This is a genomic window from Comamonadaceae bacterium OTU4NAUVB1, assembly GCA_024372625.1.
Classification (GTDB): domain Bacteria; phylum Pseudomonadota; class Gammaproteobacteria; order Burkholderiales; family Burkholderiaceae_C; genus Variovorax.
In genome coordinates this window covers 3,222,194-3,240,460 of sequence record CP099605.1, presented here as the reverse complement: position 1 = coordinate 3,240,460, position 18,267 = coordinate 3,222,194, and the positions used below count along the sequence as shown (strand labels likewise).

Here is an 18,267-nt window from a genome sequence, read left to right as displayed (position 1 = left end):
GGCGCCTAGCGCGCCGAGACCTTCTTCAGCAGCGACGCGTAGATGGCCTCGATCCGGTCGAGCGCCTTGGCCGAGTCGAAATGCTTCGCCTGCGCGAGGCCGCGCGCGACCATCGCCTGGCGCTCCGGCGCCGACAGGCCCGCCACCTGCGCCAGCGCCGCGCCGGCACGGGTCGCCCACGGCGTGGTCCACGGCGCGGGCGCGTCGGTGTCCTGCAGCGTGGAGACCGGGATCAGCACCGCTGCGCTGCCGGCGACCTCGGTCATCGGCGCCTCGCCAGTGGTGATGACCGGGCAGCCCGAGGCCATCGCCTCGACGATCGGCCAGCCGAAGCCCTCGGCGATGGACGGGAACAGGAACACCGTGGCCGCGCCGTAGAGCGCGGCCAGTTGATCGTCCGACACGCTGGAGAGGAAGTGGACGTCGGCGGTGCCCGGAAGCCGCAGGCGCAGGGCCTCCAGCGAGTCGGTGGCCGGCGGGCCGATCATCAGCAGCGGGATGGCGTCGGTCGTGGGCGCCGCGTCGCCGGCGGCCCGGGCTTCCAGGGCGCCGCGCCAGGCCCCGTAGGCGGCCAGCACGCCCTGGCGGTTCTTGTACCAGGTGTTCACGCCCACGTGCATCACGAAGCCGCGCGACAGGTCGATGCCCAGCGCCCGCCCCAGTGCCTCGCGCTGCGCCGGCACGTCGGCGGCGGGCCGGAAGCGCGGATTGACGCCGTTGTAGACCACGTCGCAGCGGCTCGTCGGATCGACCACGTCCATCAGGTCGTCCCGCGTCTTCCGCGAGATGGCGATGAAGGCGTGCGCCTGGCGGAAGCCGTTGCGGATGTAGCGCTGGTAGAGCCGGCCGGTCTGGCTCACGGGGTTGTGGGGGATGCGTCCGAGGGCCGAGTCCTGGGCCAGGAAGTCGTGGCAGTGCACGACGTGGGGCCGCTTCGCGACCAGTGGCACCCAGGGGCCGAGCGCGTGGTCGGCGAAGACGTACAGCGTGTCGCGCGGCTGGCGCAGCAAACGCCATTTCACCTGCGCCGGGAACACCAGGAACTGGTCGAGGTAGCCCATCCATTTCTTCAGGCGCTCGGGCACCGGCAGCCGGTGGAAGACGGCGTCGGGCGTCCAGATCCGCACCTCGTGGCCACGCCGCCGCATGTCGTCGACGAGCCACGACGCATAGCGCGTCATGCTGGAGATCGCCAGGAAGGGGGGGTGCGTGAAGAATACGAGTTTCATGGGACTGTCGATGCTGTCGGCAGCCTCACTGAAACGGGGGATGTTCCGGGTTGGAGTGCTTCCTTCAGGCGTCTGGCGGCTTGGTCAACCTCGAAGTGTCGCTGATATGCCGCGTGGGCCTCATCACCGAGCATCGCCTGCTGTTGTGGGGTCAATGCCAGCCATCGCGTGAGCAATTCCAGCGTGCCCGCCTGCGTGTCGTCGGCGACGATGCCGCCGGGTTCGCATTCGCGCCAGATGTTGACCTGCCGGCTGATCAGCACCGGCCGGCCGCAGGCCATCGCCTCGACCACCGCGATGCCGAAGTTCTCCTGGTGGCTCGGCAGCACGAAGGCCTCGCACCCGTACAGCGCGCCCCACTTGGCATCGCCACTGAGCATGCCGGGGAAATGGACGTCGGGGGCCGGGCCTGGGCCGCCCGGCTGCGGCGCGGCCAGTTGCTGCAGCGAACGGCCGTACTCGGTGTCCAGGCCGGGCCCGGCCACGACCAGCGCGGGCAGTGCGGGGCCCTTGCCGTCGCGGTGCCACCGCGCCTGCAGTTCGACGTAGGCGCGGATCAGCAGGTCGGTGCCCTTCTTCTCGTGCAGCCGGCTCAGGAACAGCAGGTAGGGGCGGCCCGCGACCTGCGGACAGCGCTCGGCGAAGGCGGGCGCCATGGCGGGGCGGCGCGGCGGCGGCGCCTCGATGCCCAGGCCGACCTCGAGTTCGCGCCGTGGCCGGTAGGGCGTGAAGGGCTCGCGCGCCAGCGTCAGTTCCTCGGCGCACGTGAACAGCACGCCGTCGGCGCCGTTCACCGGCTTCGCCTCGATGAACTTCCAGAACACCGTGTTGCGCAATGCCTTCAGGCGGCGGCCGGGCGCCTTCTGGAAGTAGGGATCAAGCATGCCGTGCGGCATGACGTAGAAGCGCGGCGATCCGGCCGACGCGGCGTGGGCGCGTCGATGCTTCACGACGGCGCGCCAGGTGCCGGCGCAATGGTGCTGCCACAGGCCGTGCGCGATCACCACGTCGAAGCGCTGCAGGTTGGCGGCGAGCCAGGGCCCGAGCGCCGCGCAGTACCCGTAGCCGCCCTTGGCCGGACCGATGGCGTGGACGGGAAATCCGTCACGGCCGAGGAAGCCCGCATCGGCCGCGTCGAAGCTCAGGACCTCGTTGTGCACGTCGATCTGCGCCAGCGCCGGGACCATGTTGCGAACGGCCTGGGCGACGCCGCCCTGGGCGGGGTCCATGCTGGGGATGACGTGGAGAATTTTCATGAAAAAGTAGTTAAAAAAAAACCGCCAAAAAGGCGGCTTTTTATTATCTCAAAAATTAAGTGCGGCAAGATGCTGGAACATATTTGTCCTTGATACTTCCCTTTGCAGCTTTCGCAACTGCATTTGCAGTTGTGGTGCCAGTTGAGGCGCAGATCCAAGTAATGGATCCAGTGGTAGGTACAGTACCGGCCGCAAGTGCGGTACCAGCCGCAGTTGTCCCATCCACAGGAACCAGAACAAGCGTGGCACCACTATCAATAGTGGAATCATAAGTAATGGTGATTTTACCGGTTGTATCGTCAATGCCAACGCTCGCCACATTTTTGGTGGCGCCAGGAGCTACCCATCCCGACTTAAAAGGTGAGCCATTTGCAGCATTTTCAGCAACTGCGGTTTTAGCCGAAGCCGCCAGAGTTAAACCTTCTGTGACCTTTGCACGCACCGTGTAATCCTGATAAGCCGGCAGCGCCACGGCCGCCAGAATACCGATGATCGCCACGACGATCATCAATTCGATCAGGGTGAAACCCTTTTGCACATTGCGTGCGATGGAACGACGGTTCATTGAAAACTCCAGAGATTGCGGTTGGAAAACCCCGGGAATCGAGCCCGGCGCCTTCTCTTCTTGCATCTGGCGTGCCAACCGCCGAACCGTGCCCGCCGTGGGAAGGCGTGTAAATCGATAGATCACATCGTCTTACATTGCCTGACAAAATTGACGCGTCGTAAACAAAAGACTTATGACAAATTTGTCAACAGGTCGAAAGTGTCAGTCAAAACGTCAGTATCTCGGCCGCTCGCAGCCAGCGGATGTCCCGCGCCCGCAGCGGATCGATCGTCCGGCCCGAAACCAGGGACGCGATCTCGCTCATGATCTCGCCGGTTTCGGCCGGCTTGGTGTGCGTGATGTAGATCGGGTAGTGGCGGTCCGGCGCGATGCAGGCGATCTCGCGGGCCAGTGAAGTGGGCGACAGGTGCAGGCTGCGTTGCGCGAGCGCTTGGTCGCGGTCGCTGAACGCCGTCTCGATGACCAGCATGGCGACGTCGAGCGCGTTCAGGCAGTCCCAGAACGCGGGATTGCGCTCGGTGTCGCCGCTGAACGCCCAGTGCGGACCGCCGGCGGCGGTGCGCACGGCGAACCCGCAGGCCGGCACCGTGTGGACGGCGGGCAGCACCTCGATCACCTTGGGCCGCCGGCTGCCCAGCGTCAGGGTGGCGCCGACCTCGATGTCGTGGAAGCTCACGAACGGCCGCTCCGGGCTCGGAATGCGCGCGAAGTCCGGCCAGACGACGTCGTTGAAGACGTGCGCGCGCAAGGCGTCGTTGGTGGGCGCGAGCGCGTGCACGCGCAACGGCTGGCGGCGGCGGCTGGCCACCGCGTCGATCATCAGGGGCAGCGCGGCGATGTGATCGAGGTGGGAATGCGTGAGCACCACGTCGTCGATGCCGGCCATCTCGTCGAGGGTGAGGTCGCCGACGCCGGTGCCGGCGTCCACCAGCAGGTCGTCGTCGATCAGGAAGGCGGTGGTGCGGCAGTCCCTGGCGATGGCGCCGGAGCATCCCAGGACACGCACCTGCATTGACGGGGGGGATCCTTGGATTGGCATGGACTCGGGCGGATCGGATGACGACATCGTGTCCCGTCCGGATCGCGGGTTGCACCAGCGTCGAGGCTAAACGCTGGACGCGGATCGATCCAAGGGCTTTTTTGGCACTATGCGACGGCGCGTTTCAGACGCGGATGAACTGCATCTTCGTTCCGCCCAGTTCCAGGACGTCGCCATCCTGCAGCGCGACGGCCTCCTGGCCGAGCTGTTCGCCGTTGAGGAGCGTGCCGCCGTCGATGGGCGCGACGACGTAGCCGTGCAGGCGCCGCGTGACCGCGGCCACGGCCACGCCGGGACGGCCGATGGTGGTGACGACCTTGGCCAGGGTGAGTTCGCGGCCGGCGCCCGCGCCCGAGAGGACGCGGATGGCCGCGGGCGCGACGCCGCCGCCCATCGGGGCCGAGACCGCGTAGCCCGCCGGCGCCGCCGCCGGGGGCTGCGCCGGCGTTGCCGCCTGGAGCGGCATCGGCATCGACATGGGCCGCGAGGCGGCGTAGGGCTGGTGACCGGCCAGGAAGCGGATCTTGTACTTGCCGACCTCCACCACGTCGTTGTGCTCGAGCATGTGGCGCCGCACGGCGCGGGCGTTGACGTAGGTGCCGTTGGTGCTGTTCAGGTCTTCCAGGTAGACGGCGCCGTCGATCATGTGCAGCACGGCGTGCTCGCCGCTGATGGCGAGGTTGTCGATCACGATGTCGTTGTAGGGCCGCCGCCCGAGCGTCGTGCGGTCCTTGACCAGCACGACTTCCTTGATGACGACACCGTCGATCGAAACGATCATTTTCGGCATGGCCGACTCCTGAATCTGCGAGGTTGAATTCGACGGGCTCCTCGGGAACGTTGCTTTTCCCGGAATCCTCGCCCGCGCTCCAGTGCGTTTGCCGGCATCAGGATGCCGCTTCGGCCTTGGCCAATATCACTGAAATGTTGTCACGGCCGCCATTGTCATTCGCCATTGCAACCAAAAGTATTGCTTTCTCCGAAAGTCCGTTCTTTTGTAACAAAACTGTGCAGATATCCGCATCCGACACCATCTCGCTGAGTCCGTCCGAACACAGCAGGTAGAGGTCGCCGGGTTCCACGGCGTAGTCGTTGGTCTCCAGCGTGACGCGGGCCTCGATGCCCAGGGCGCGCGTGACCAGGTTGCGGTGCGGCGACGTCGCCGCCTCGGCGGGCGTGATGAGGCCGGCGTCGAGCTGGTCCTGCAGCAGCGAATGGTCGCGGGTAAGCTGCTCCAGGCGACGGTTGCGCAGGCGGTAGCAGCGCGAATCGCCGATGTGGCCCACGACGATGCGCCGCGTGCCGCAGAACGCCAGCACGAGCGTGGTGCCCATGCCCATGAGCTGCGTGTCGATGGCGCCGGCTTCGAGGATGGCGCGGTTGGCCTCGTCGGTGCCGACCTGCAGCGCCCGGCGGACGGCGCGCGTCTGGTCGCACAGGTCGGTGTGGGCGAGCCATCGGCCGAAGCTGGCCGACAGCAGGGCGATGGCCATCCCGCTGGCGACTTCGCCGCCGTTGTAGCCGCCCATGCCGTCGGCCAGGATCGCCAGGCGATGGCGTGGATCGGCGAAGACGGCGTCCTCGTTGTTGGCGCGCACGCGGCCCCGGTCGGTGAGCGTCGCGAAGGTCCATGACGGCACCTTGCCGGCTGCATCATCGTTCGAAGGTGCGAAGTGCGTCATGGGACGTGTTTATAACGGCACGCCGTGCCGGCCGGTGCGCCGGACTAGCCGGCGGTGCTGCGGCGCGTGCGGTGCCTGAGCCAGTTGCCCACCAGCAGCACGAACGCCGCGCCGGCGGCGGGGCCGACGTAATGCAGCCAGGGCCGCGATTCCAGCACGCCGTGCAGTGCCACGTCGTTCATGATGGTCTCGCCGGCGACCCAGCCGATGAGCGTCGCGCCGAGGACCACGATGATCGGGAAGCGCTCCATCATCTTGATCATGATGGTGCTGCCGAAGATCACCAGCGGGATGCTGATCGCGAGGCCGAGGATGAGCAGCAGGGAGTTGCCGTGGGCGGCGGCGGCGACGGCGATCACGTTGTCCAGGCTCATGACCAGGTCGGCGATCAGGATCGTGCGCACGGCCGAGAACATGGTGCCGTGGTGCTTGCCGTGGCCCTCGCCTTCCTCTTCCTCGCCCAGCAGTTGCAAGCCGATCCACAGCAGCAGCAGGCCGCCGATGATCTGGAGGTAGGGCAGCGCGAGCAGCTTGGCCGCGACGATCGTCAGCACGATGCGCAGCACGACGGCCGCGCCCGAGCCGATCAGGACGGCCTTGCGCTGCTGTTCGGGCGGCAGCGAGCGGGCCGCCAGCGCGATCACGACCGCGTTGTCGCCCGACAGGATGATGTTGATCCAGACGATCTCGAGCAGACCGATCCAGAAGGTGGAGTTGTTGACGAATTCCATGGGGTGTCCCGTTGTTATGTATTGAAAAAGCGCTCGCAATGGAGGTTGCGAGCGCTTTTCGTTTTTGGGCTGTTTGGAAGGACGCGCGGTCGGCGTGTCTGACTCTGACGTGCGCGAATCCTGGGTGCGACCTGCGCTCGAGGCGCCTTAGATGCGCGCCTTGAGCAGCTTGGCCAGTTCGGAGAAGTTGCGCGTCACGGTGAAGCCGCACTCTTCCATGATGGAGAGCTTGGCGTCGGCCGTGTCGGCACCGCCCGAGATCAGCGCGCCGGCGTGGCCCATGCGCTTGCCCGGAGGCGCCGTGACGCCGGCGATGAAGCCCACGACCGGCTTCTTCATGTGTTCCTTGCACCAGCGCGCCGCGTCGGCTTCGTCGGGGCCGCCGATCTCGCCGATCATGATGACGGCGTCGGTCTCGGGATCGTCGTTGAAGGCCTTCATCACGTCGATGTGCTTGAGGCCGTTGATCGGGTCGCCGCCGATGCCCACGGCGCTCGACTGGCCCAGGCCGATCTCGGTGAGCTGCGCGACCGCTTCATAGGTCAGCGTGCCCGAGCGCGAGACCACGCCGATGCGTCCCTTGCGGTGGATGTGGCCGGGCATGATGCCGATCTTGATCTCGTCGGGCGTGATCAGGCCGGGGCAGTTGGGACCCAGCAGCAGGGTCTTCTTGCCGCCGGCGGCTTCCTTGGCCTTCATCTTGTTGCGCACTTCGAGCATGTCGCGCACGGGGATGCCTTCGGTGATGCAGATCGCCAGGTCGAGGTCGGCCTCGACGGCTTCCCAGATCGCGGCGGCGGCGCCGGCCGGCGGCACGTAGATCACCGAGACGGTCGCGCCGGTGTCCTTGGCCGCTTCCTTGACCGAGCCGAAGATCGGGATGCCGAAGATCGACTCGCCGGCCTTCTTCGGGTTCACGCCGGCGACGAAGCAGTTCTTGCCGTTCGCGTATTCCTGGCACTTTTCCGTGTGGAACTGGCCAGTCTTGCCGGTGATGCCTTGGGTGATGACTTTGGTGTCTTTGTTGATGTAGATCGACATGACTGTGTTCCTTAGGCCTTCTTGACCGCTGCGACGACCTTCTGGGCCGCGTCCGCCATGGTGTCGGCGCTGATGATGGGCAAGCCCGAATCGGCCAGCAACTGCTTGCCTTCGACCTCGTTGGTGCCCTTCATGCGCACGACCAGCGGCACCTGCAGGTTCACCGCCTTGCACGCGGCGATGACGCCGGTGGCGATGGTGTCGCACTTCATGATGCCGCCGAAGATGTTCACGAGGATGGCTTCCACGTTCTTGTTCTTCAGCATGATCTTGAAGGCCTCGGTCACCTTCTCGGGGGTGGCGCCGCCGCCCACGTCGAGGAAGTTGGCCGGCTCGCCGCCGAACAGCTTGATGGTGTCCATGGTGGCCATGGCCAGGCCGGCGCCGTTGACCAGGCAGCCGATGTTGCCGTCCAGGCTGATGTAGGCCAGGTCGAACTTGGAGGCCTCGACCTCGGCCGCGTCTTCCTCGTCGAGGTCGCGCAGGGCGACGATCTCGGGGTGGCGGAACAGCGCGTTGCTGTCGAAGTTGAACTTGGCGTCCAGCGCCATCACGTTGCCCTTGCTGTCGCGGTTGAGCGGATTGATCTCGACCAGCGCGGCATCCGTCTCCATGTAGCAGGTGTAGAGCTTCTTCAGGATGTCGACCGTCTGCGCGGTGGAGTCCGCCGGCATGCCGATGCCGTCGGCGATCTCCTTGGCCTGCGCGTCGGTCAGGCCTTCCTTGGGATCGGCGTAGACGGTGATGATCTTCTCGGGCGAGGAATGGGCCACTTCCTCGATGTCCATGCCGCCTTCGCTGGAGGCGATGAAAGCGATCTTCTGCGTCGCGCGGTCGGTCACGGCCGAGACGTAGTATTCCTTGTTGATGTCGGCGCCGTCCTCGATGTAGAGGCGACGGACCTTCTGGCCCTCGGGGCCGGTCTGGTGCGTCTTGAGCTGCATGCCCAGGATCTCGCCGGCGATGCGCTTGACGTCCTCGATGGTCTTGGCGACCTTGACGCCGCCGCCCTTGCCGCGGCCACCCGCGTGGATCTGCGCCTTGACGACCCAGACGGGGCCGCCGAGTTTCTGGGCGGCCTCGACCGCCTCCTGGACCGTGTAGGCCGCGATGCCGCGCGGCACGGGCACGCCAAATTTGGCAAGGATTTCCTTGCCTTGGTACTCGTGAATCTTCATGAGGGGTCTCTCGGGACGGAGGTTGAGAACAGGCGATGAAAAGGATGTCGATCGCGGGCCGCGGCGCCTCGGGGACGGGGGCGGCGATTAACCGTGGAAATGTATCATGGTGCGCTGCACCAACGCGAGCCCGTGGCTTGACGTTAGATCTTTGGTTTTAACGGATTTACCCATTTCAATCATGCCCAAAGTCTTCATCGATGGCGAAGCCGGTACCACCGGCCTGCAGATCCGCGAACGGCTCCAGTCCATGCCGCAGATCGAGCTGGTGAGCATCGCACCGGAACTGCGCAAGGACACGAACGCCAAGCGCGACCTGATGGCCGGCGTCGACCTCGTCGTGCTGTGCCTGCACGACGACGCGGCCATCGAGTCGGTGGCGCTGATCGACCAGCTGCCTGGCGCCAGGCCGAAGATCATCGACGCCTCGACGGCGCACCGCACCGACGCGCGCTGGGTCTTCGGCTTTCCGGAACTGGTGGCGGGACACTGGGAGGCGGTGTCCGCGGCCGACCGGGTGGCCAACCCGGGCTGCTACGCGACCGGCGCCATCGCCATCGTGCGGCCATTGATCGACGCGGGGCTGATCCCGAAGGATTTTCCGCTGGCCCTGCCCTCGGTCAGCGGTTATTCGGGCGGCGGGCGGCCCATGATCGAGGCCTACGAGAAGGGCGAAGCGCCGCCCCACGAGGTCTATGCGCTCGGCCTGAAGCACAAGCACATTCCCGAGATCATGAAATACACCGGTCTCGCGCGCCGGCCGATGTTCGTGCCGTCGGTGGGCAACTTCAGGCAGGGCATGCTGGTGCAGTTGCCGCTGCACCTCGACGACCTGCCGGGCAAGCCCCGCGCGGCCGACCTGCACGAGGCGCTGGCGGCGCATTACGACAAGAGCAACACCCCCGGGCGCTTCGTGAAGGTGCTGCCGCCCACGGCCGACGGCAAGCTCGAACCCACCGCGCTCAACGACACCAACGAACTCGAACTGCGCGTGTACCCCAACGAGGATCACCGGCACGCGGTCGTGATCGCGCGGCTGGACAACCTGGGCAAAGGCGCGAGCGGCGCCGCGGTGCAGAACCTGAAGCTGATGCTCAAGCTCTGAGCCCAACGCGCTGGCTCGACGCACGCCCGTCGCCGAGTTCAGATTTGCTTCAGATTTGATAGCAAGGTCCTCAAGCACAGCGCGTCTTTTCGCCACATTCGATGTGTTCGAGATGACCATGATCCGAACCCTTTTAACCAGGGAGAAGTCATGTCAGTCTCAATCCAGAAACCCACGGGTGCGTTCACCGCAGCATCGTGGGTCGCGCTCCTGGCGGGCGGCACCGTGTACATGCTCGGCTTGTGGAACGCCTCGATGCAGCTCAACGAAAAGGGCTACTACTTCGTGGTGCTGGCATACGGCCTCTTCGCCGCTGTCTCGCTGCAGAAATCCGTGCGCGACCGGCTCGAGGGCATCGCCGTGACCGGCATCTACTACGGCCTGTGCTGGTTGTCGCTCGTGCTGGCCGTGGCGTTGCTGGCCATCGGGCTGTTCAACGCCACGCTTGCCAGCAGTGAGAAGGGTTTCTATGCCATGGCTTTCCTGTTGGCCTTGTTCGGCTCGGTCGCGGTGCAGAAGAACATACGCGACACCGGCTCGCATCGGGCCGAAGCCGCGTCCGACAACGTGAGCGCATAGGGCCCCCGTCCGGGCCAGCGCTGGGCACGCTGGGCCAGCGCATCGGCGAAGCACGGCACCTGCTCAGGCGTCGAAATCGGGCGCCGGTTCGGTCTTCGGGTCGGCCGCGCCGCGCAGTACCTTCGCGACCACCGCGCCCGAGAAGCCGCGCGCCATCAGGAAGCGCGCCTGCCGGGCACGCGCCTTCTGATCGGCGCCCGGTGCGTCGAAGCGGCGCCGCCACACGTCGAGGGCGCGGGCGAGTTCGGTGTCCTTGAGGCCGGCCACGGCCTCGCCGATCGCCTCGGGCGCGATGCCCTTCTTCTGCAGTTCCTGGCGCACCCGCATCGCGCCCATGCGCGGCGCGCGCTGGTGGACCACCGACTGCACCACCCTCGCCTCGCTGATGAAGTCCTTGGCCTCGAGCTCGTCCAGGGCCAGGGCCAGCGTGCCGGGCACTTCTTCGTACTTCGCCAGCTTGCGCGCGAGTTCGGCGCGCGAGTGCTCGCGCTGGCTCAGCAGGCGCAGGGCGCGGCCCTTGAGGGACGGAGCGGCGAAGGCCATGGCGGGATCGATCCTCGGGAAGACGCGGCGCGGGGGCGGCGATGAAAGAAAAAAGGCGCCCGCCGCCAGAAGCGCGGGCGCCTTGGCGGCACCGGGGAGGGGCGATCAGGACGCCAGTGGCGGCTGCTGCGGCTGCGGCTGGGACTGCGGCTGCTTGGCGGCCTTGTCGGCCTTCGCTTCCGCCTTGTCGGCCTTGTCGGCCTTGTCCGCCTTCGAGGCGACCGCGGCGTCGGCCGCGCCCGCATCCGCCGCCAGCATCGGGATGCCCAGCGACTCGCGCACCTTGTTCTCGATCTCGCGCGACAGCGACGGGTTCTCGCGCAGGAACTCGCGCGCGTTGTCGCGGCCCTGCCCGATCTTCTCGCCCATGTAGGCGTACCAGGCGCCGGACTTGTCGACGATCTTGGCCGTCACGCCCATGTCGATGATCTCGCCCTCGCGGCTGATGCCCTCGCCGAACAGGATGTCGAACTCGGCCGTCTTGAACGGCGGGCTGACCTTGTTCTTCACGACCTTGACCTTGGTCTCGTTGCCGATCGCCTCGTCGCCCTTCTTGATGGTGCCGATGCGGCGGATGTCCAGGCGCACGGAGGCGTAGAACTTCAGCGCGTTGCCGCCGGTGGTGGTCTCGGGCGAGCCGAACATCACGCCGATCTTCATGCGGATCTGGTTGATGAAGATGACCATGCAGTTGGTCTTCTTGATCGTGGCGGTCAGCTTGCGCAGCGCCTGGCTCATCAGGCGGGCCTGCAGGCCGGGCAGCGAATCGCCCATCTCGCCCTCGATCTCGGCCTTGGGCGTGAGCGCGGCGACCGAGTCGACCACGATCAGGTCCACGGCGCCCGAGCGCACCAGGGAGTCGACGATCTCCAGGGCCTGTTCGCCGGTGTCGGGCTGGCTGATGAGCAGGTCGGACAGGTTGACGCCGAGCTTCTGGGCGTATTGCACGTCGAGCGCGTGCTCGGCGTCGACGAAGGCGCAGGTGCCGGCCTGCTTCTGCATTTCGGCGATGACCTGCAGCGTGAGCGTGGTCTTGCCCGACGATTCCGGGCCGTAGATCTCGATCACGCGGCCGCGCGGCAGGCCGCCGACACCCAATGCGATGTCCAGGCCGAGCGAGCCGGTCGACACCACCTGGATGTCCTCCAGCGCCTCGCCTTCTCCCAGACGCATGATCGTGCCCTTGCCGAACTGCTTTTCGATCTGTGCGAGCGCGGCCTGGAGGGCCTTGGCCTTTTCGCTGCCGGCGACGGAGATGCTGGTGCCCTTGACGAGTGCGTCCATGAGAAATCCTTTAAAATCAACGGGTTGTGATGTTCGCATCCGGTGTCTGCAGGTGGCTGGCTGGATGCTTGAACAGTAGTTTAAGACGGTGTGCCAAAGAACAAGAGCGTTTTTTGGTCAGTTTGGATGACCATTTTCCGATGACCGAAACGCCGCTTTTCGACGCCGCCGACGACTGGCGCCAGACCCACCTGGGCCGCCTGCTCGGCCATGCGATGCGTCGCTTCGACGAGCGCGTGCTGACGCTCATGGCGCACGACGTCGACGTGCCGCTGGCGCTGTCCAACCTCGCCGCGCGCTCGCAGGTCAGCGCCGCCCACATCCACATCACGCGACACCTCGAACGTGGTGGCTCGCGCCTGACCGAGCTGGCCGCGCGCGCGGGCATGACCAAGCAGGCGATGGGCACGCTGGTCGACCAGTGCGAGGCCTGGGGCCTGGTCACGCGCGGTCCCGACCCGCTCGACGCGCGGGCGCGCCGGGTGCTGTTCACCGCCGACGGCCTGGCCTGGCTGGAAGCCTTCCGCAAGGCCGTGGCACAGGCCGAGGCCGAATTCCGCGCCAGCGTGGGCGACGACATCGCCACCGTCGTGACGATCGGCCTGGAGGCCTATGCCTCCTGACGAGGACCGCGGCGCCCCGGGCGTGCCGCCGCGCAGGCCCCTGCCGCGCCTCGCGCGCTGGCTGCTGATGGCGTTCGCGGGCCTCTGCGTGGTGCTGGGCGTGATCGGCGCGATCGTGCCGGGCATGCCGACCACGATCTTCATCCTGATGGCCGCCTGGGCCGCGGCGCGCAGCTCGCCGCGCATGCATGCCTGGCTCTACGCGCACCGGCTGTTCGGCCCGCTGCTGCGCGACTGGGACGACGGCGGCAAGGTCTCGCGCCGCGCCAAGTGGGTCGCCACGCTCACCATGGGCGCGAGCGCCGTCCTGGTCTGGCACGGCATCCGCACGATGTGGGTGGCGGGACTGGTCCTGGGCGTGATGGCCACGGTGCTGGGCTGGCTCTGGTCGCGGCCCGAGCCGGGCTGACGCCAGCGACGCTACGGGGCCGCCGATGCCGGCCGGGACGGTTCGGGGGCGCGTTCCGATGCGGACGCGGACGCGGCCGCGGCCGAGGCCGGTGGCATCGACGCCGGCGCCTCGGGCGCTACCGACAGGACGACCGGCTCGGACGCCCCGATCACCGTGCCGGACCCCGCCAGCGTCGCCGTGGCGGTGGTGCGGATCTCCCGTGTCTGGGCCCGGATCCGGACCTGAGCGTCGGCGTCGGCCTCCGCCCGTGCCCGCGCGCTGGCTTCCTCCCGCATCCGTTCCGTCGTCACGACGCGCAGCCGCTCGGGAAAGATCTGCCGGACCAGGCGTTGCGGCTCGCGCGCCGCGAGATCCGCCGGCACGAGGTCGAAGGCCGCCAGCGCGCCCGTGCGCCAGGCGAAATACCCGAGGTTCGCGAGCGCCAGCACGAGGATCGCCGCGCGCCCCATGGCCGTTCAGTCCCCGGCGCGGCGCGGCCGCACGCTGATGTCGGAACTGACGATCGAGCGCAGGCCGTCGGCCGTGCGCACGCGCAGCTCGCCGTCCCAGCCGATGCCTTCGCACTGCCCGGTGGTGCCGTCGCTCAGGTCGACCTCGCGCCCGCGCAGGGCGTCGCGCGCGGCGAAGCGCTCGGCAAACGGCGCCAGGCCCCGGGCGCCGAACGACTGCACGTCGCGCACCAGCGGCACCGCGATGTCGCGCAGCACGTCGGCGGCGCTGGCGTCGGGCCGCCATTCGCGCACCCAGGCCGGCGGCGCGCGCAGGCCCTGCGCGTCGCGTGGACCGATGTTGATGCCGATGCCGATCACGAGCTGGCGCGGTGCACCGGCGCCGGTCCCGTTGCCGGCGACCGCCGAGGCGGTCTCGATGAGGATGCCGGCGAGCTTGCGGTCGTCGGCCATCCACAGGTCGTTGGGCCACTTCAGGCGCACGCCCGCCGCGCCGCCGGGGTCGATGCCGTCGGCCACGCTGACGCCGACCGCCAGCGACAGGCCCGACCAGTCCCTGGGCGCGAACGGCAGCCCGAGGGAGAACATCAGGGAGACGGCCTGCGTGCCGGGCTCGATGCCCTGGATGCTCCAGGACCGGCCGAGCCGGCCGCGTCCGGCGGTCTGGCGCTCGGCCACCAGCAGCACCGGGGCGGTGTCGCCGGCGCGGGCGCGGCGCATGAGTTCGGTGTTGGTGGAATCGATCTCGGCGACGACCTCGACGCCCAGGCCCGGCAGCAGCGGCGCCAGGGCGGCCGACAGGTCGGTGACGGGCCAGGCGTGCGGCATGTCAGTCGCGCGAGGGGTCGCCGGCCGCGCCGGATGTCCCCGCGTCCTCGTCCCGGGTCTTTGCGGCGTCCTTGCGTTTTCCGTCCTTCCTGCCTTTCCTGTCCTTTTTCCGATCCTTCTTCTTCTTCTTTTTGTTTTTCTTCTTCTCCGCTTCCGGCTTGGGCGCGAGCAGCGTGCCGCGGCAGGTGTCGGCACCGCACCAGCACGGGAATTCGGCCAGCAGCTCGGGCGTGTAGGGCAGGTCGATGACCAGCCCGTAGTCGTAGTTGAGCTCCTCGCCGGCGGCGATGTCGCGGGCCGCCTTGATGAAGATGCGCCCGTCGACCTCGTCGGTCTCGCAGTTGGGGTCGCAGGCGTGGTTGATCCAGCGCGCGGCGTTGCCATCGACGCGGCCGTCGATCACGTGCTTGTCGTCGATGTGGAAGTAGAAGGTGTGCTGGGGCTGCGAGGGGTCGTGCGGATGGCGGCGCAGGGCCTCCTTCCAGCTGATGACCTCGCCCTTGTATTCGATCAGCATCTCGCCCGCGGCGATGTCGCGCAGCGCGAACACGCCCTTGCCGTGCACGCCCGATCGGCGGGTCTGGATGCGGCGGCCGGCGGCCGGTGGGGGTTTTGAAGGCATCGCCGAAGTCTGTTAGTTTGAATAGGCACACATGCGCGTGCATGCGTGCGCCCGCGAGAGCGGCGCATTGTAAGGACGCGATTCCGGCCCCGCCGGGCGTTCCGGCGCCGACCCCGCCCCCACCTTGAATGACGGATCCATGAAGACCTTGGTAATTGCAGAAAAGCCCTCGGTGGCGCAGGACATCGTCCGTGCGCTCACGCCCACGGCCGGCAAGTTCGAGAAGCACGACGAGTATTTCGAAAGCGACGGCTACGTCGTCACCAGCGCGGTCGGCCATCTGGTCGAGATCCAGGCGCCGGAGGAGTTCGACGTCAAGCGCGGCAAGTGGAGCTTCGCCAACCTGCCGGTGATCCCACCGCGCTTCGACCTGAAGCCGGTGGACAAGACCAAGACGCGCCTGAACGCGGTGGTCAAGCAGGCCAAGCGCAAGGACGTGACGCAGATCATCAACGCCTGCGACGCCGGGCGCGAGGGCGAACTCATCTTCCGCCTGATCGAGCAGTACGCCGGTGGCGCCAAGCCGCTGGGCAAGCCGGTGCGGCGCCTGTGGCTGCAGTCGATGACCCCCCAGGCCATCCGCGACGGCTTCGAGCACCTGCGCACCGAAGCCCAGATGCAGGGCCTGGCCGACGCCGCGCGCTCGCGCTCGGAGGCCGACTGGCTCGTGGGCATCAACGGCACGCGCGCCATGACGGCGTTCAACTCGCGCGACGGCGGCTTCTTCCTGACCACCGTGGGGCGCGTGCAGACGCCCACGCTGTCGGTGGTGGTCGAGCGCGAGGAGAAGATCCGCAAGTTCGTCGTGCGCGACTACTGGGAGGTGCACGGCAGCTTCGAGGCCCAGGCCGGCACCTACCCGGGCAAATGGTTCGACCCGCAGTTCAGGAAGCCGCCGCCCGGGCCGGACGGCGTGGCCGATCCCGAGCAGCGCGCCGACCGCGTCTGGAGCGAACGCGAGGCGCGCGAGATCGCCGAGGCCGCGCGCGGCAAGCCCGCCACCGTCACCGAGGAGAGCAAGCCCACCACGCAGGCCTCCGCGGGGCTGTTCGACCTGACCTCGCTGCAGCGCGAAGCCAACGGCCGCTTCGGCTTCTCGGCCAAGACCACGCTGGCGCTGGCGCAGAGCCTCTACGAGCGCCACAAGGCGCTGACCTATCCCCGCACCGACTCGCGCGCCCTGCCCGAGGACTACCTGCCGGTGGTCAAGGACACGATGGCGATGCTCGCCGACAGCGGCATGCGCCACCTCGCGCCGTTCGCCAGGCAGGCCGTCGAGGGCAACTACGTCAAGCCCAACAAGCGCATCTTCGACAACGCCAAGGTGTCCGACCACTTCGCGATCATCCCGACGCTGCAGGCGCCCAGCGGCCTGTCCGAGGCCGAACAGAAGCTCTACGACTTCGTCGTGCGCCGCTTCCTGTCGGTGTTCTTCCCGAGCGCCGAATTCCAGGTCACCACCCGCATCAGCACGGTGGAGGCGAACGGCAGGAAATACCCGTTCCGCAGCGACGGCAAGGTGCTGGTCAAGCCGGGCTGGCTGGCCATCTACGGCAAGGAGGCCGCGAGCGACGACGACGAGAAGGACGGCAAGAACCTCGTCCCGGTGAAGCCGGGCGAGGTCGTGAAGACCGTCGCGGCCGATCCGAAGGCGCTCAGGACCCGTCCGCCCGCGCGCTACTCCGAGGCCACGCTGCTGGGCGCCATGGAAGGCGCGGGCAAGACCATCGACGACGACGAACTGCGCGAGGCCATGCAGGAGAAGGGCCTGGGCACGCCCGCCACGCGCGCGGCCATCATCGAGGGCCTGATCGCCGAGAAGTACATGCTGCGCGAGGGCCGCGAGCTGATCCCGACGGCCAAGGCGTTCCAGCTCATGACGCTGCTGCGCGGCCTGGGCGTGGAGGAACTCTCCAAGGCCGAGCTGACCGGCGACTGGGAATACAAGCTCGCGCAGATGGAACGCGGCGCGCTCAGCCGCGAGACCTTCATGCACGAGATCGCCGAGATGACGCAGCACATCGTGCGCAAGGCGAAGGAGTACGACCGCGACACCGTGCCGGGCGACTACGCGACGCTGCAGGCGCCCTGCCCGAACTGCGGCGGCGTGGTGCGCGAGAACTACCGCCGCTACACCTGCGTCGGCAAGCCCGGCGCGCCCGAGGGCTGCGGCTTCTCGTTCGGCAAGTCGCCCGCCGGGCGCACCTTCGAGGTGGCCGAGGCCGAGCGGCTGCTGGCCGAGCGGCGCATCGGCCCGCTCGAGGGCTTCCGCTCCAAGGCCGGCTGGCCGTTCACCTCCGAGATCGTCATCAAGTACGACGAGGAGGCGAAGAACTTCAAGCTCGAATTCGATTTCGGCGACGACAAGAACGCCGAGTCCGGCGAGCTCGTCGACTTCGGCCCGCAGGACACGCTGGGCCCCTGCCCGGTGTGTGGCGCGCCGGTGTTCGAGCACGGCGCCAACTACGTCTGCGAGAAGTCGGTGCCCACGCTGGCGCAGCCCACGCCGAACTGCACCTTCAAGACCGGCAAGATCATCCTGACGCAGCCGGTCGAGCGCGAACAGATGGAGAAGCTGCTGGCCACCGGCAAGACCGACCTGCTCGACAAGTTCGTCTCGATGCGCACGCGCCGCGCCTTCAAGGCCTTCCTGGCGTGGAGCAAGGACGAGGGCAAGGTGGTCTTCGAGTTCGCGCCGCGCGAGGGGGGGAGCAAATTCCCGCCGCGCAAGACCTTCGCCAAGGCCGCGCCCGCCAAGAAGACCGCCACGGCCGCCGCGGCGAAGAAGACGGCCACCGCCGCCGCCAAGAAGGCCGCCGCCCCGAAGGCGCCGCGCAAGACGACGCCCGGCGCCGGACTGAAGCCGAGCGAGGCCCTGGCCGCGGTGATCGGCGCCGAGCCCGTGGCGCGCACCGAGGTCATCAAGAAGCTGTGGGACTACATCAAGGCCCAGGGCCTGCAGGACGCGGCCAACAAGCGCGCCATCAACGCCGACGCCAAGCTCAGGGCGGTGTTCGGCAAGGACCAGGTGACGATGTTCGAACTCGCCGGCATCGTCGGCAAGCACCTGACGGCCTGAGCGGCCGGGCGCCCCGCCA

19 protein-coding genes are annotated in these 18,267 nt (G+C 67.7%); 5 read left to right on the top strand and 14 right to left on the bottom strand.

The genetic code is table 11. From position 1 onward, the window contains the following. Positions 1 to 5 precede the first annotated feature (5 nt). From NF681_18675 to sucC, 9 genes are all read right to left on the bottom strand, one after another. Positions 6 to 1,229, bottom strand: coding sequence for a glycosyltransferase family 4 protein (locus NF681_18675; GenBank protein UST54258.1), 1,224 nt, complete (start codon positions 1,227 to 1,229; stop codon positions 6 to 8). Continuing rightward, positions 1,226 to 2,485 carry a glycosyltransferase gene (locus tag NF681_18670; GenBank protein UST54257.1) on the bottom strand — a complete coding sequence of 420 codons (1,260 nt, stop codon included), beginning with the start codon at positions 2,483 to 2,485 and terminating at the stop codon, positions 1,226 to 1,228. Before NF681_18670 ends, NF681_18675 begins: the two co-directional genes overlap by 4 nt. A gap of 55 nt (positions 2,486 to 2,540) precedes the next feature. After that, the gene (locus NF681_18665) at positions 2,541 to 3,050 is read right to left on the bottom strand and encodes a pilin (protein ID UST54256.1); all 510 of its coding nucleotides are present in this window, start codon (positions 3,048 to 3,050) and stop codon (positions 2,541 to 2,543) included. Positions 3,051 to 3,258: 208 nt separating this feature from the next. Then, positions 3,259 to 4,065 (bottom strand): 3',5'-cyclic-nucleotide phosphodiesterase, encoded by an 807-nt coding sequence (locus NF681_18660; GenBank protein UST54255.1) that lies wholly within the window; start codon positions 4,063 to 4,065, stop codon positions 3,259 to 3,261. A gap of 151 nt (positions 4,066 to 4,216) precedes the next feature. After that, the gene (locus tag NF681_18655; GenBank protein ID UST54254.1) at positions 4,217 to 4,882 is read right to left on the bottom strand and encodes an FHA domain-containing protein; all 666 of its coding nucleotides are present in this window, start codon (positions 4,880 to 4,882) and stop codon (positions 4,217 to 4,219) included. Positions 4,883 to 4,979: 97 nt separating this feature from the next. Then, entirely contained in the window at positions 4,980 to 5,774 is a 795-nt protein-coding gene (locus tag NF681_18650; GenBank protein ID UST54253.1) for a Stp1/IreP family PP2C-type Ser/Thr phosphatase, read from the bottom strand. Positions 5,775 to 5,818: 44 nt separating this feature from the next. Then, entirely contained in the window at positions 5,819 to 6,505 is a 687-nt protein-coding gene (locus tag NF681_18645; protein ID UST54252.1) for a TerC family protein, read from the bottom strand. A gap of 147 nt (positions 6,506 to 6,652) precedes the next feature. Next, positions 6,653 to 7,546: a succinate--CoA ligase subunit alpha gene (gene sucD, locus NF681_18640; protein UST54251.1), complete on the bottom strand. Its 894-nt coding sequence runs from the start codon at positions 7,544 to 7,546 to the stop codon at positions 6,653 to 6,655. An 11-nt stretch (positions 7,547 to 7,557) separates the two neighbouring features. Further along, on the bottom strand, positions 7,558 to 8,724 hold the full coding sequence (gene sucC / locus NF681_18635) for an ADP-forming succinate--CoA ligase subunit beta (protein ID UST54250.1): 1,167 nt from the start codon (positions 8,722 to 8,724) through the stop codon (positions 7,558 to 7,560). Between the two features lie 181 nt (positions 8,725 to 8,905). On the opposite strand from sucC, the gene argC reads away from it, so the two are divergent. Both argC and NF681_18625 read left to right on the top strand, forming a co-directional pair. Continuing rightward, entirely contained in the window at positions 8,906 to 9,829 is a 924-nt protein-coding gene (gene argC, locus NF681_18630) for an N-acetyl-gamma-glutamyl-phosphate reductase (GenBank protein ID UST54249.1), read from the top strand. Between the two features lie 150 nt (positions 9,830 to 9,979). Further along, positions 9,980 to 10,408, top strand: coding sequence for a YiaA/YiaB family protein (locus NF681_18625; protein UST54248.1), 429 nt, complete (start codon positions 9,980 to 9,982; stop codon positions 10,406 to 10,408). A gap of 63 nt (positions 10,409 to 10,471) precedes the next feature. Here the strand turns inward: NF681_18625 and recX are convergent, their stop codons facing one another. Next, positions 10,472 to 10,951 (bottom strand): recombination regulator RecX, encoded by a 480-nt coding sequence (gene recX / locus NF681_18620; GenBank protein ID UST54247.1) that lies wholly within the window; start codon positions 10,949 to 10,951, stop codon positions 10,472 to 10,474. Positions 10,952 to 11,056: 105 nt separating this feature from the next. Then, positions 11,057 to 12,235, bottom strand: a complete 1,179-nt coding sequence (gene recA / locus NF681_18615; protein ID UST54246.1) for a recombinase RecA — start codon at positions 12,233 to 12,235, stop codon at positions 11,057 to 11,059. Positions 12,236 to 12,375: 140 nt separating this feature from the next. Between recA and NF681_18610 the strand changes: the two genes are divergently transcribed. Next, positions 12,376 to 12,858, top strand: coding sequence for a MarR family transcriptional regulator (locus tag NF681_18610; protein ID UST54245.1), 483 nt, complete (start codon positions 12,376 to 12,378; stop codon positions 12,856 to 12,858). Continuing rightward, positions 12,848 to 13,267 carry a YbaN family protein gene (locus NF681_18605; GenBank protein ID UST54244.1) on the top strand — a complete coding sequence of 140 codons (420 nt, stop codon included), beginning with the start codon at positions 12,848 to 12,850 and terminating at the stop codon, positions 13,265 to 13,267. The genes NF681_18610 and NF681_18605 overlap by 11 nt, the downstream gene beginning before the upstream one ends. Positions 13,268 to 13,278: 11 nt before the next feature. On the opposite strand, the gene NF681_18600 is transcribed toward NF681_18605, so the two are convergent. From NF681_18600 to NF681_18590, 3 genes are read right to left on the bottom strand one after another with little or no spacing between them, the layout of a single operon-like run. Beyond that, positions 13,279 to 13,719: a hypothetical protein gene (locus NF681_18600; GenBank protein UST54243.1), complete on the bottom strand. Its 441-nt coding sequence runs from the start codon at positions 13,717 to 13,719 to the stop codon at positions 13,279 to 13,281. 6 nt (positions 13,720 to 13,725) lie between these two features. After that, positions 13,726 to 14,547, bottom strand: coding sequence for a biotin--[acetyl-CoA-carboxylase] ligase (locus NF681_18595; protein UST54242.1), 822 nt, complete (start codon positions 14,545 to 14,547; stop codon positions 13,726 to 13,728). A 1-nt stretch (position 14,548) separates the two neighbouring features. Continuing rightward, positions 14,549 to 15,169: an SET domain-containing protein-lysine N-methyltransferase gene (locus NF681_18590; GenBank protein ID UST54241.1), complete on the bottom strand. Its 621-nt coding sequence runs from the start codon at positions 15,167 to 15,169 to the stop codon at positions 14,549 to 14,551. Between the two features lie 139 nt (positions 15,170 to 15,308). On the opposite strand from NF681_18590, the gene NF681_18585 reads away from it, so the two are divergent. Continuing rightward, positions 15,309 to 18,248: a DNA topoisomerase III gene (locus tag NF681_18585; GenBank protein ID UST54240.1), complete on the top strand. Its 2,940-nt coding sequence runs from the start codon at positions 15,309 to 15,311 to the stop codon at positions 18,246 to 18,248. The last annotated feature ends 19 nt before the right edge of the window (positions 18,249 to 18,267 follow it).